General features: G+C 67.3%; 16 protein-coding genes. 12 read left to right on the top strand and 4 right to left on the bottom strand.

What is annotated here, in order from left to right:
• Nucleotides 1–8: 8 nt before the first annotated feature.
• The 9 genes from ABIC50_RS29965 (at nt 9) to ABIC50_RS29925 (ending at nt 7,173) form a co-directional block, all read left to right on the top strand.
• Complete coding sequence (locus ABIC50_RS29965) at nt 9–752, top strand: SDR family oxidoreductase (RefSeq protein WP_105834741.1); 744 nt, start codon at nt 9–11, stop codon at nt 750–752.
• 76 nt (nt 753–828) lie between these two features.
• Nucleotides 829–1,233, top strand: a complete 405-nt coding sequence (locus ABIC50_RS29960) for a dihydroneopterin aldolase (RefSeq protein ID WP_011658110.1) — start codon at nt 829–831, stop codon at nt 1,231–1,233.
• Nucleotides 1,230–2,237 (top strand): tRNA 2-thiocytidine(32) synthetase TtcA, encoded by a 1,008-nt coding sequence (gene ttcA / locus ABIC50_RS29955; RefSeq protein ID WP_354168475.1) that lies wholly within the window; start codon nt 1,230–1,232, stop codon nt 2,235–2,237. Before ABIC50_RS29960 ends, ttcA begins: the two co-directional genes overlap by 4 nt.
• Before the next feature lie 134 nt (nt 2,238–2,371).
• A complete protein-coding gene (glmU, locus tag ABIC50_RS29950; RefSeq protein ID WP_126228654.1) occupies nt 2,372–3,733 on the top strand; it encodes a bifunctional UDP-N-acetylglucosamine diphosphorylase/glucosamine-1-phosphate N-acetyltransferase GlmU in 1,362 nt (453 codons plus the stop codon).
• 50 nt (nt 3,734–3,783) lie between these two features.
• The gene (gene glmS, locus ABIC50_RS29945) at nt 3,784–5,601 is read left to right on the top strand and encodes a glutamine--fructose-6-phosphate transaminase (isomerizing) (RefSeq protein ID WP_175662571.1); all 1,818 of its coding nucleotides are present in this window, start codon (nt 3,784–3,786) and stop codon (nt 5,599–5,601) included.
• A 139-nt stretch (nt 5,602–5,740) separates the two neighbouring features.
• Entirely contained in the window at nt 5,741–6,106 is a 366-nt protein-coding gene (locus tag ABIC50_RS29940; protein WP_124496477.1) for a type II toxin-antitoxin system RelE/ParE family toxin, read from the top strand.
• Entirely contained in the window at nt 6,099–6,419 is a 321-nt protein-coding gene (locus tag ABIC50_RS29935) for a helix-turn-helix domain-containing protein (RefSeq protein WP_006760978.1), read from the top strand. The genes ABIC50_RS29940 and ABIC50_RS29935 overlap by 8 nt, the downstream gene beginning before the upstream one ends.
• An 83-nt stretch (nt 6,420–6,502) precedes the next feature.
• A complete protein-coding gene (locus ABIC50_RS29930) occupies nt 6,503–6,955 on the top strand; it encodes a hypothetical protein (protein WP_342612746.1) in 453 nt (150 codons plus the stop codon).
• The gene (locus tag ABIC50_RS29925; protein ID WP_006754617.1) at nt 6,955–7,173 is read left to right on the top strand and encodes a DUF6566 family protein; all 219 of its coding nucleotides are present in this window, start codon (nt 6,955–6,957) and stop codon (nt 7,171–7,173) included. Before ABIC50_RS29930 ends, ABIC50_RS29925 begins: the two co-directional genes overlap by 1 nt.
• Nucleotides 7,174–7,264: 91 nt before the next feature.
• On the opposite strand, the gene ABIC50_RS29920 is transcribed toward ABIC50_RS29925, so the two are convergent.
• Nucleotides 7,265–8,101: an FTR1 family iron permease gene (locus ABIC50_RS29920; RefSeq protein WP_105834736.1), complete on the bottom strand. Its 837-nt coding sequence runs from the start codon at nt 8,099–8,101 to the stop codon at nt 7,265–7,267.
• A 13-nt stretch (nt 8,102–8,114) separates the two neighbouring features.
• Complete coding sequence (locus tag ABIC50_RS29915; protein ID WP_069621837.1) at nt 8,115–8,447, bottom strand: cupredoxin domain-containing protein; 333 nt, start codon at nt 8,445–8,447, stop codon at nt 8,115–8,117.
• Nucleotides 8,448–8,777: 330 nt separating this feature from the next.
• Between ABIC50_RS29915 and ABIC50_RS29910 the strand changes: the two genes are divergently transcribed.
• On the top strand, nt 8,778–8,978 hold the full coding sequence (locus tag ABIC50_RS29910; RefSeq protein ID WP_105834735.1) for a heavy-metal-associated domain-containing protein: 201 nt from the start codon (nt 8,778–8,780) through the stop codon (nt 8,976–8,978).
• A gap of 60 nt (nt 8,979–9,038) precedes the next feature.
• On the opposite strand, the gene ABIC50_RS29905 is transcribed toward ABIC50_RS29910, so the two are convergent.
• Nucleotides 9,039–10,529, bottom strand: a complete 1,491-nt coding sequence (locus ABIC50_RS29905) for an aldehyde dehydrogenase (protein ID WP_354168473.1) — start codon at nt 10,527–10,529, stop codon at nt 9,039–9,041.
• Between the two features lie 85 nt (nt 10,530–10,614).
• The gene (locus ABIC50_RS29900) at nt 10,615–11,166 is read right to left on the bottom strand and encodes a cupin domain-containing protein (RefSeq protein ID WP_126228658.1); all 552 of its coding nucleotides are present in this window, start codon (nt 11,164–11,166) and stop codon (nt 10,615–10,617) included.
• A 458-nt stretch (nt 11,167–11,624) separates the two neighbouring features.
• Between ABIC50_RS29900 and ABIC50_RS29895 the strand changes: the two genes are divergently transcribed.
• Nucleotides 11,625–11,807, top strand: coding sequence for a hypothetical protein (locus tag ABIC50_RS29895; protein WP_006402789.1), 183 nt, complete (start codon nt 11,625–11,627; stop codon nt 11,805–11,807).
• A gap of 285 nt (nt 11,808–12,092) precedes the next feature.
• The gene (locus tag ABIC50_RS29890) at nt 12,093–12,878 is read left to right on the top strand and encodes a gamma-glutamyl-gamma-aminobutyrate hydrolase family protein (protein WP_229060930.1); all 786 of its coding nucleotides are present in this window, start codon (nt 12,093–12,095) and stop codon (nt 12,876–12,878) included.
• Nucleotides 12,879–12,896: the final 18 nt, after the last annotated feature.

The raw sequence follows: 12,896 nt of genomic DNA, 5'->3' as shown, positions 1-12,896 counted from the left end.
CATTGTAAATGACCGTTTCAGCCGATACGTCGACCCCGCGCATCGCGCTCGTCGCAGGCGCGCTGGACAGCGCGGCCGACGCCGCGTCGCTCGGTCGTGCGCTCGCGACCGCCTTCGCGCAGCGCGGCTGGGACGTCGCGCTGCAACGCAGCGCCGGCGCGCCGCGCGCGGCCGGCGACGCGCTCGTCGCCGAAGTCGCCGCCCGAGGCCGCCGCGCGGCCGTGCTCGACGCCGATCTGGCCCTGGAAGCCGACGCGGGCGCGCTCGTCGCCGCCTGCGGCGCGGCGCTCGGCCGGCCCACGTGTGCGGTGTTCGTGAGCGCGTGCGCCGGCACCGACGACGCGCAGACGGTAGACGCCGCATCGCTCGCCGGCGCGCTTGCCCGCAACGTCACAGCGCCGCTCGCGCTGGCCCGCGCGCTCGCCGATGCGACGCCCGACGCCGCGCGCGACGATGAAACGCTGCGCGCGTGCGTGATCCACGTGCTGGACCAGGCCCTGTTTCACCCGGCGCCGGCCCGGCTGTCGCACGCGCTGATGCAGGCCGCGCTGAATCGCGCGACCGCCGCGCTGGCGCTGGCCCTCGCGCCGAAGGTGCGCGTCGCGGCGCTCGTGCGCGGCCACGCGCCGCACGCGGACGACATCGCGGCGGCGGCCTGCTATCTCGCGACCGCGCCCGGCGTCACGGGCGCGACGCTGACCGTCGACGGCGGCGAGCACCTGGTGCCGCCCGCCGCCGGCCCGAATGAATGAATTGCGCGGACCGCGGCCTGATGGCCGCCGTCCGCGCCGCTTTGCGTGCGCGCACGCCAATTTGACTGGGACGACCATGTTTTCCGCTCTCCTGCACCCCCGCCTCGCGGACTGCCGCAGGCTCTACCTGCGCGACTACGAGGTGCACATGAAGATCGGGGCCTTCGAACACGAGAAGCGCGGCGAGCAGCGCGTCGTCATCAACATCGACCTGTTCGTGCCGCTCGCGCTGTCCACCCCCGTCGACGACCGGCTGCATGAAGTCGTCGACTACGATCTGATGAAACAGAGCGTCGCGCAGTGTCTCGCGCGCGGCCACATCCACCTGCAGGAAACGCTGTGCGACGCGATCGCCGCGAACCTGCTGGCGCACGACATCGTGCGCGCGGTACGTGTCCGTACCGAGAAACCGGACGCCTATCCGGACTGCGACGCCGTCGGCGTCGAAGTCTTTCGCATCAAGGACGAGGAGCGCGCATGAACGCCCCCCACACGCATGACACGGCGGCCGATGGCGCCGCCATCGAAGCCACCGTCGCCGACATCGCCGACACCGGCCGCCGCGCGCTGACGCGCCGCGAGCAAAAGGAAGCGTACGAGAACAACAAGCTGTTCAAGCGGATCGTGCGCCAGGTCGGCCAGGCGATCGGCGACTACAACATGATCGAGCAGGGCGACAAGGTGATGGTGTGCCTGTCGGGCGGCAAGGACAGCTACGCGATGCTCGACGTGCTGCTGCGCCTGCGCGAGCGCGCGCCGATCGACTTCGACATCGTCGCGGTCAACCTGGACCAGAAGCAGCCGGGCTTCCCCGAGCACGTGCTGCCCGAATACCTGACGCAGATCGGCGTGCCGTTCCACATCGAGAACCAGGACACCTACAGCATCGTCAAGCGGCTCGTGCCCGAGGGCAAGACGACCTGCTCGCTGTGCTCGCGGCTGCGCCGCGGGATCCTGTACCGCGTGGCCGGCGAGCTCGGCGCGACCAAGATCGCGCTCGGCCACCACCGCGACGACATCCTGCAAACCCTGCTGCTCAACATGTTCTACGGCGGCAAGCTGAAGGGGATGCCGCCGAAGCTGCAGTCGGACGACGGCAAGAACGTCGTGATCCGCCCGCTCGCGTACGTGAAGGAGACCGATCTCGAGAAATTCGCGGAGCTGCGCGAATTCCCGATCATCCCGTGCAACCTGTGCGGCAGCCAGCCGAACCTGAAGCGCGCGGAGATGAAGGCGCTGATCCGCGACTGGGACAAGCGCTTCCCGGGCCGCGTCGACAACATGTTCAGCGCGCTCGCGAACGTCGTGCCGTCGCACCTGATGGATACGACCCAGTTCCCGTTCGCGTCGCTGCGCGCGACCGGCCAGGCCGACCCGCAGGGCGACATCGCGTTCGACGAGGAGCCGTGCGCGTCGGGTGACGACACCGCCGCCACGCGCGACGGCGCCCGACCGATCTCGATCGTCCAGTTCGACGACCTGTAAGCAGGGCCCGAACACCCGCCGGAACCGCGGCCCACGGCCCTGTTCCGGCGCTGTCGCCCCGCCGCGACAGGCCCGGAACGCCAGGGGCCGCATGCTAAAATGGTCGGCTTCGAACTCCTCTGACAGCTGGCGCCATGAATATCGTGATTTTGGCGGCAGGCACCGGCAAGCGCATGCGTTCCGCGCTGCCGAAAGTGCTTCATCCCCTGGCCGGCAGGCCGCTCCTCTCCCACGTCATCGCCACCGCGCGCACGCTGCAGCCGTCGCGGCTCGTCGTCGTCGTCGGGCATGGCGCCGAGCAGGTCCAGGCCGCCGTCGCCGCGCCCGACGTCCAGTTCGCGGTGCAGGCCGAGCAGCTCGGCACCGGCCATGCGGTGCGCCAGGCGCTGCCGCTGCTCGATCCCGCGCAACCGACGCTGGTGCTGTACGGCGACGTGCCGCTCACCCGCGCGTCGACGCTGCGGCGGCTGGTCGACGCCGCGCGCGACGGCAGCTACGGGATTCTGACCGTCACGCTCGACGATCCCACCGGCTACGGCCGCATCGTGCGCGACGCGGCCGGCTTCGTCACGCGCATCGTCGAGCAGAAGGACGCGTCGCCCGAACAGCTGAAGATCGCCGAGATCAATACCGGCATCATCATCACGCCCACGGGCCAGCTGGCGATGTGGCTCGGCGCGCTGAAGAACGAGAACGCGCAGGGCGAGTACTACCTGACCGACGTCGTCGAACTCGCGATCGAGGCCGGCTTCGACGTGGTCACGTCGCAGCCCGACGACGAATGGGAAACGCTCGGCGTGAACAGCAAGGCGCAGCTCGCGGAACTCGAGCGCATCCATCAGCGCAACGTCGCCGATGCGCTGCTCGTCGACGGCGTCACGCTCGCCGATCCGGCGCGGCTCGACGTGCGCGGCACGCTGCGCTGCGGCCGCGACGTGTCGATCGACGTGAACTGCGTGTTCGAAGGCAACGTGACGCTCGCCGACAACGTGACGATCGGCCCGAACTGCGTGATCCGCAACGCGTCGGTCGGCGCCGGCACGCGCATCGACGCTTTCACGCATATCGACGGCGCCGAGCTCGGCGCGAACACCGTGATCGGCCCGTACGCGCGGCTGCGCCCGGGCGCGCAGCTCGCGGACGAAGCGCACGTCGGCAACTTCGTCGAGGTGAAGAACGCGGTGATCGGCCACGGCTCGAAGGCGAACCACCTGACGTACATCGGCGACGCCGACATCGGCGCACGCGTGAACATCGGCGCGGGCACGATCACCTGCAACTACGACGGCGCGAACAAGTTCCGCACCGTGATCGAGGACGACGTGTTCGTCGGCTCGGACACGCAACTGGTCGCGCCGGTGCGCGTCGGCCGCGGCGTGACGATCGCGGCCGGCACGACGATCTGGAAGGACGTCGCCGAGGGCGTCCTCGCATTGAACGAGAAGACGCAGACCGCGAAGAGCGGCTACGTCCGCCCGGTCAAGAAGAAAAGTTGACATCACGCGGGCGCTCCACGGCGCCCGTTTCCACATAGAGGGTAAGTTTCATGTGCGGCATTGTCGGCGCAGTTGCGCAGCGTAATATCGTTCCGGTGCTGATCGAAGGATTGCGGCGCCTCGAATACCGTGGCTACGATTCGTGCGGTGTCGCCGTGCTCGAGCCGGGCGCACCGAAGCGCGCGCGCAGCGTCGCGCGCGTCGCCGATCTCGACGCGCAGGTCCACGAATCGCACCTCGAAGGCACGACCGGCGTCGCGCACACGCGCTGGGCCACGCACGGCGCGCCCGTCACGCACAACGCGCACCCGATCTTCTCGTCGAACGCGCTCGCGCTGGTGCACAACGGCATCATCGAGAACTTCGAGACGCTGCGCGACGCGCTGCGCGCGAAGGGCTACGAATTCGTGTCGCAGACCGACACCGAAGTGATCGCGCACCTCGTGCACAGCCTGTATCGCGGCAATCTGTTCGACGCCGTGCGCGAAGCCGTGCAGCAACTGCACGGCGCGTATGCGATCGCCGTGACCCACAAGGACGAGCCGCACACGGTCGTCGGTGCGCGCCAGGGTTCGCCGCTCGTCGTCGGCCACGGCGACGGCGAGAACTTCCTCGCGTCCGACGCGCTGGCGCTGGCCGGCAGCACCGACCGCTTCACGTTCCTCGAGGAAGGCGACGTGTGCGAATTGTCGCTCGACGGCGTGAAGATCGTCGACCGCCACGGCGCGCTCGCGCAGCGCGAGATCCGCGTCGTGAGCGCGTACGGCGGCGCGGTCGAGCTGGGCCCGTATCGCCACTTCATGCAGAAGGAAATCTTCGAGCAGCCGCGCGCGATCGGCGACACGGTGCCGCAAACCGACGCGTTCGACGCGACGCTGTTCGGCGACGCGGCCCCCGCCGCGTTCGCTAACGTTGACAGCCTGCTGATCCTCGCATGCGGCACGAGCTACTACTCGGGCCTCACCGCGAAGTACTGGCTCGAATCGATCGCGAAGATCCCGACCCAGGTCGAGATCGCGAGCGAATACCGCTACCGCGAGTCGGTGCCGAACCCGCGCCAGCTCGTGCTGGTGATCTCGCAATCGGGCGAGACGGCCGACACGCTCGCCGCGCTCAAGCACGCGCAGTCGCTCGGCCACACGCATACGCTCGCGGTGTGCAACGTCGCGACAAGCGCGATGGTGCGCCTCACCGAGATGCAGTTCCTGACGCACGCGGGCACCGAGATCGGCGTCGCGTCGACGAAGGCGTTCACGACCCAGCTCGTCGCGCTGTTCGTGCTGGCCGCGACGCTCGGCAAGCTGCGCGGGCACGTCGACGCCGCGCAGGAAGCGGAATTCCTGAAGCAGCTGCGCCACCTGCCGGCCGCGCTGAACAGCGTGCTCGCGCTCGAGCCGCAGATCATCGCGTGGTCGGAGGAATTCGCACGCAAGGAAAACGCGCTGTTCCTCGGCCGCGGGCTGCACTACCCGATCGCGCTCGAAGGCGCGCTGAAGCTGAAGGAAATCTCGTACATCCACGCGGAGGCCTATCCGGCCGGCGAGCTGAAGCACGGGCCGCTCGCGCTCGTCACGGAAGCGATGCCGGTCGTCACGGTCGCGCCGAACGACACGCTGCTCGAGAAGCTGAAGTCGAACATGCAGGAAGTGCGCGCGCGCGGCGGCGAGCTGTACGTGTTCGCGGATGCCGACACGCAGATCGTCAACGACGACGGCCTGCACGTGATCCGGATGCCGGAACACTACGGGCAGCTGTCGCCGATCCTGCACGTCGTGCCGCTGCAGCTGCTCGCGTATCACACCGCGTGCGCGCGCGGCACCGATGTGGACAAGCCGCGCAACCTCGCGAAGTCGGTGACGGTGGAGTAATGCAGGTCCCCCGGACGGGCCGTCGTCGGCCGTCCGGACGCGTATCGGCAGGAAGCGGATACGAAGCAGGCCGTTCGGCCAGGTCGAAATATGTACCACGTAGTGGTATATAATCCTGTGCTAACTCGACTGGCTCGACATGTCTGCTTCCGTACGACGCGTGTTCAAGACGAAGTGGTTTCACAAGGCAGCAGGAAAAGCGGGAATCGGCGATCGCGAACTGTGCCGGGCGGTTCGGGAACTGGCGCGGGGCCAGGGCATCGACCTCGGCGGCAACGTCTGGAAGAAGCGCCTGGACGACAATCGCCAGCGAGGCATCGTGCTGGGCAAGGTCGGGCATACGTGGGTGTTCGTGTTCCTGTTCGCGAAACGTGATCGCGACAACATCGATGCACGCGAGCTGCGCGCCTTCCGGAAGCTCGCCGCGGATGTCGGTCGACACACCGACGTCGACATCGCGACGCTGGTCGCACTGAACGAGTGGGTGGAGATTTGCAATGGCTAAGAGTCGATTCAAGAGCGACGCGACGGAGGCGGTCCACAGCGCCGCGTCGGGCCTTTATCGCGCGCAATTGATCGACAAGAAGACGATGCGCGAATACGACGCGCTCTGCATCGAAGCTGCACCGCAGTTCGATCCGGAGGCGATCGCCCGTATCCGCAAGTCGGTCAACGTCAGCCAGAGCGTGTTCGCGCTCTATCTGAACACGACCACATCGACGATCCGCCAGTGGGAACAGGGCGACAAGCGTCCGAGCGGCATCGCCGCGCGTATGCTGCAGATCGTCGAGAAGCACGGGCTCGAGGTGTTCTCCTGAACCGCCTTCCCCGAATGCGCACGGGCGGCCGATCCCGCACCGGATACCGCGACGCGAGCCGCAAGCAAGATGACGGAGAGACCATGGTAAGACTGTTTGGATGCGGATTGCTGGCGCTGACTTTCGCGTCGACGGGCTGGGCGGCCGAGCACTACGTCGAAGTCTGGAACCCGCCGGAGGCGCGGCATCCGGCAGCACGCACGCCGGATGCCCGTACGCCGACCGCCCACGCCGGCGGCAAGGCCGTCGAAAAACATGCGAGCGTGCAGCCGAAGGCCGCGGTCAAGCCGCACAATCGCCGCGTCGCGCAAGCCGTGAAGGCCGCCCCGCATCGTCCGCCCGCCGCGACGGTCGAAGCGCCGGTCGCACCGCGCCCGGTCGCGCAGCCCGCGCCGGGCCGGCTCACGGTGATGCAGCCGGCAGCGCCCGACACGCCGCACGCGCTCAATTTCTCCCACATCCCGCGGCAATACACGCCGGACGGCAACGTGCTGCGCGTCGGCACGAACGCCCGTTCCGCGAAGGTGACGCGATAATGGAAGCGCAGAGCTATCACGGCTACCAGATCTGGGGCCACGCCATCCTGCAGCAGGACGAGATCCTGCAGCCCGAACGCTTCGCGGCGAGCGGCACGATCACGCAGAACAATCGGCTCGTCGAAGCGTCGGGTGTGCTCGGCGTGTTCGATACCGAGGACGAAGCGCGCGAAGCGGGGCTCGAATGGGCCCGCGCGTGGATCGACGGGCATCGCTGAACGGGCCACGCGCGAACTGCGCGCGAACCGTCAACGCAAAGAACAAGGGGCGTCCACGACGCCCCTTGTTGCATTCAGACCTGCCGCCGGCTCAGGCGACCGGACGCGGCGGCCTCATGGCCGTACGCGGGCGGCCGACGAGCCGCGTGAGCACGACGATCGCGACCAGCGTGACGACGTACGCGACGATCTGGATCCCCGCCGGACGCGCGGTATAACCGACCAGCGTATGCAGCGCCTTGCCGACGATGCTCGATTCCTTGAGCAGCCACGACGTGTCCCACACCGTATCGCCCCACGACGGCACGAGGCCCGCCGCGAGCAGGAAGCCCGCGCACTGGCTCGCCATCCCGGCCGCGAGCAGCACGATCAGCGCGTTGGTGACGGAGAACAGGCGCTTCAGCGGAATCTGCAGCAGCCCCGCATACATCGCGTAGCCGAGCCCGGCTCCGCCGAGCACGCCGAGCAGCCCGCCGACGATCATCTGCGGCGTCTGTCCCGGATCGCCCGCCGCGATGCCGTACAGGAACAGCACGGCCTCGGAGCCTTCGCGCAACACCGCGACGCCGACCACGATCGCCAGCCCCGTCAGCGGCCGGCTGCCGGCCGCGACGGCCCGCCCGACTTCGCCCATGTGCAGCGCCATCTCGCGGCCGTGGCTGCTCATCCAGATGCAGTGCCACGCCAGCATCAGCGTCGCGACGAACATCACGCCCGCGTTGAAGACTTCCTGCCCCATGCCGGACGCCCATTGCGAGATCACGTCGGCGAACGCGGCGATCAGGCCCGCGCCGATCACGCCGCCGACGAGCCCGCCGCCGACCCACCAGCCGCGCTGCGGCACGCCCTTCGTGGCGGCCATCACGATCGAGACCACCAGCGCGGCCTCGAGCACTTCACGAAAGACGATCAGGGCGGTCGACAGCATGGTGGTATCCGCTTTACTTGACGGTCAGGTGCGTCTTCGACTGCGCTTCGTGATACTCGTCGTGGAACTCGTAGGTGCCGGCCTTCAGCGGCCCGACGAGGATCTCGACCGACTTGCCGGCCGGCACGACCTTCTCGGCCTTGAAATCGTCGCTTTCGAATTCCGCGGGCGTCGCGTCGAGGTTCTTGACGATGAACTTCACCTTCTTGCCGGCCGGGATCGTCACGCCGTCGGGCGAGAACTTGTGGTCCTTGAGCGTCAGGTTGACGACATCGTCGGCCGCGAAGGCGGACGTTGCCGATGCGCCCAGGAGGGCCAGTGCGAAGCCGATGGCGAAACGAGTCATGGTGGTAATGAAAAGAAATATCGAGGGGAATCGATACTAAGATCGATTCGCATTTTCAACTCGGAGTACCCTTACTCGAATCATGGAGATCGTGCGGTGTCGATTTCGCATGCGCCTTGCCGCGCAAGGCTTCGCCGGATTTCGCCCACAATGCGCTGTCGTCAATCGGGAGAAGTTCGGGATGACGCGCCCAGCCAAGCCGCCCATTCGTCAGACTTCATGTTTACAAATAGCTGTTGCGTGACCGCACGTCATGAACGCGCTTGACCTTCCCACCATGGCAAGCTTCATGCTGAATGTATTCGTCAATCGTCAACTCAGGAGAACACGATGGAATTCGAAGTCCAGGACATGACCTGCGGCGGCTGCGCCAATGCGATCACGCGCGCCGTGACGGCGGCGGACCCTGCCGCGAAGCTCGACATCGACGTGGCCGCGAAGCTCGTGAAGGTCGAATCGGCGCAGGGCGCCGCGCGCGTGCAGTCGATCATCGAGGCCGCGGGCTTCCACCCGGCACTGCGCTCGGCCTGACGCGGGTGCATCGCACGCGGGCGCAGTGCCGATCGGCACCGCGCCCGCACACCGGCCACGTCAGCGCAGCCGGATCAACGTCGACTTCAGTTCGGTGTACTTCTCGAGCGCGTGCAGCGACTTGTCGCGGCCATTGCCCGACTGCTTGTAGCCGCCGAACGGGAAGTTCATGTCGCCGCCCTCGTCGTAGCAGTTCACCCACACCGTGCCCGCGCGCAGACGGCGCGATACGTCGTGCGCGGTCGTCAGGTCCGACGTCCACACGGCCGCCGCGAGCCCGTACTCGGTATCGTTAGCGATCCTGACCGCCTCGTCGACATCGTCGAACACGATCACCGACAGCACGGGACCGAAGATCTCCTCACGCGCGATCCTCGCATCGGGCCTCACCTCGAACACCGTCGGCTCCACGTAGAAGCCGCCCGATGCCTCGTTCACGCGTGCGCCGCCCGTGACGAGCGTGCCTTCCTTGCGCCCTGCGTCGATGTAGCCGAGCACGCGCTCGAGCTGGACGCCGTCGACGATCGCGCCCATCGATACCGCCGGATCGAGTGGGTTGCCCGGCACGTACGCACGCGCGGCCGCGACCAGCTTCTCGATGAACGCATCCTTGATGTCGCGATGCACGAGCAGGCGCGAGCCGGCCGTGCACATCTCGCCCATGTTGTAGAAGATCGCGCCGGCCGCGGCCTGCGCGGCGCGGTCGAGATCCGGACAATCCGGCAGCACGATGTTCGGCGACTTGCCGCCGAGTTCGAGCCATGCACGCTTGAGGTTCGACTGCGCGGCGTACTGCATGATCAGCTTGCCGACCGCGGTGGAGCCGGTGAACGCGATGCAGTCGACGTCGCGATGCAGCGCGAGCAGCTTGCCCGGTTCGCCCGCGCCCGGCACGACGTTGAACACGCCGGCCGGGATGCCGGCTTCGAACGCGAGCTGCGCGACGCGGATCGCGGTGAGCGGCGACTTCTCCGACGGTTTCAGCACGACGCTGTTGCCGGCCGCGAGCGCCGGGCCGAACTTCCATGCGGCCATCAGGATCGGGAAGTTCCACGGCACGACGGCGGCCACCACGCCGACCGGCTCGCGCGTGACGAGACCGACGAGATGATGGTCGGCCGGCGCGACTTCGCCGCCGACCTTGTCGATCGCTTCGGCGAACCACTCGACGCAATACGCGGCGCCCGGCACGTCGACCGTCGTCGTATCGCCGATCGGCTTGCCCGCGTCGAGCGTCTCGAGCAGCGACAGTTCGTCGAGATGCTCGCGCATCAGCGCGGCCCAGCGCAGCAGCACGGCCTTGCGCGCGCGCGGGTTCAGCCCGGCCCACACGCCGGCGTCGAACGCGCGGCGCGCGGCCGCCACCGCGGCGTTCACGTCGGCTTCGCCGCAGTCGGCCACCTTCGCGAGCACGCGGCCGTCGATCGGGCTCACGCAGTCGAACGTCTTGCCGCCGTGCGCGTCGCGCGACGCGCCGTCGATGAATGCGCGCCCTTCGATCTCGAGCGACGCCGCCTTGTCCTGCCAGTCAGCCAAAGTCAACTTGTTCATCAGGATGCCTCAATTGTCGTGGCATTCGCGCAGCAGCGCGCCGCGCAATGGCAACACTGCCGGCGGCGAATGCGGTGATACGCGGTCAGAAGGTGGCCGGCGAATTGGCCGACACGACCTCGCAGAGCTGTTCCGCGCTGGGATTGCGAAAACGGTGCGGCAAACGGCTTTCGAAGTAGTAGCCGTCCCCGGGGTCGAGCAACCAGGTGGCGCTGTCGACGGTGAGCTCCAGCCGGCCCGACACGACCACGCCGCCCTCGTGGCCCGCATGCACGAGCATCTCGGGCCCCGTATCGGCAAGCGGCTGGTAGATCTCGCGCATGATGCACATGTTGCGATCCTTCACGCCGGCGCCGACGAGGTGAAACGCAAGCGTTTCGTTGCCGAGGTTCGGCATCTCGTCACGGCGCGACACGACCGAGCGCGACTCGACCAGCTCGAACGTGAAGAACTCCGCGAGACTCATCGGGATGCATTCGAGCAGCTTCTTCAGCGAACCGACCGACGGGCTCACGCGGCCCTGTTCGATCAGCGAGATCGTGCCGTTGGTCACGCCGGCCCGCTTCGCGAGTTCGCGCTGCGACAGGCCATGCTTGTTGCGCACGAAACGCAGGCGCTCGGCGACTTCGGTAGACATCGATTCGGTTTCGGACACGATAGTAGTGCGGTGAAAAGGTGAAGCGACGCGTGGGTCAGCCGTTGAATATTCTAATCACTTTATGCCGCGCATCAGCGGGGAAAACCCTGAAAGGCGTTCGAAATAATGAACACCCGACACCGCATTCCATTTACGAATATTTTGTTCGGAGTGCCTCGGGAAAGCCCTGACACGGGACCGTCAAAAAACATTTGACGCCGTTTTTGACTCGTATATGCTGGCTCTCAGGTCAGCGTCATTGACCATTCATCGGCACCGAAACACGTTATCGCAACGTAAAAAACGATGCCGACCGATGCAAATGACGCAGGCCCGACACCTCGATTATTTTAAACGCCCCGCGCGCCGAAACGATCAGGTGTTCAATACTTTCAACAAACCAGTCGAGTGTAATCGTGAGAGTCCGTGGCCCTCTGGTGAGGTGGGATCGAGGCGATGTGCGAAGTTTGCGCAGCGCTGCTCCCGCTTCCGATGGCAGTTGCGGCTGGCATAGTCCTCGCCTGCTGCACCTGTCGATCTACACCATCCTGTCCCGTCGTTCCGTTCGGCGTCACAACGCCGTATCCGCACGTGCATTCGTGGCCGTCGATACCGACGAAGTCGCGTCGCTGCTGCCATAGCGCCTCTCCCCCTTTTCTCGTCGTTCGTTTCAGCTGCCTGTTCGTCTGCCGCCTCTGTCGCGCGGTGACGGAACGCGTTCGCGCATCGATTGCCGCGTCACGCCTCGCAACGAAACGAACGACGGCCTGACCGTCGCGCACAGCGCGGGCCGCCACGCGACCCCGTCGTGCCCATTCATCAGCGGCCTTCGCGCTCTGCGCCAGGCTGCGGGGCTTTGTCGCGCCCGCGTTTTGCCATCTTCGGCGCAACGCACGTGCAAGCCTTATGGACAACTGATTGACGTCATGGAAAGGAAACCCCTCGTCGGCATCACCGCCGACTTCACGCAGCTCGGCGCACACGCGTCGCACACGGTCGGCGACAAGTACGTCGCGGCGATCGTCGACGGCGCGCATGCGTTCGCGATGGTGCTGCCCGCGCTAGGCGATCGGCAGTCGATCGACGACGTGCTCGACACGGTCGACGGCCTGCTGTTTACGGGCAGCTATTCGAACGTCGAGCCGCATCGGTACGGCGGCGAGCCGAGCACCCCGGGCACGAAGCACGACCCTGCTCGCGATGCGACGACGCTGCCGCTGCTGCGCGCGGCGATCACGGCGGGCGTGCCGGTGCTCGCCGTATGCCGCGGCTTCCAGGAGCTGAACGTCGTCTGTGGCGGCACGCTGCATCAGCACGTGCATGACGTGCCGGGCCTCGCGGATCACCGCGAGGACGACACCGCGCCGATGGAATCGCAATACGGGCCCGCGCACGTCGTGCACCTGACGCCCGGCGGCAAGCTGCATGCGCTCGCCGGCGGACGCGACGAAGTGCACGTGAACTCGCTGCACAAGCAGGGCATCGCGCAGCTCGGTTCCGGCCTCGCCGTCGAAGCCGTCGCACCGGACGGCCTGATCGAGGCCGTGAGCGTCGTCGACGCACCGGCTTTCGCACTCGCCGTGCAATGGCATCCGGAATGGCGGCATGCGCAGGACCCGCTGTCGAGCGCGATCTTTCGCGCGTTCGGCGACGCCTGCCGCGCCCGCCGCGCCGCACGCACGCATACCACGGCCGCTGCCGCGCTCGCCTGAGCGCGCCGACCCACACAA

The sequence above is a fragment of the Burkholderia sp. 567 genome, assembly GCF_040545115.1.
Lineage (GTDB): Bacteria > Pseudomonadota > Gammaproteobacteria > Burkholderiales > Burkholderiaceae > Burkholderia > Burkholderia ambifaria.
The sequence above is the reverse complement of the archived record's forward strand: the minus strand, read 5'-3'. Positions and strand labels throughout refer to the sequence as shown.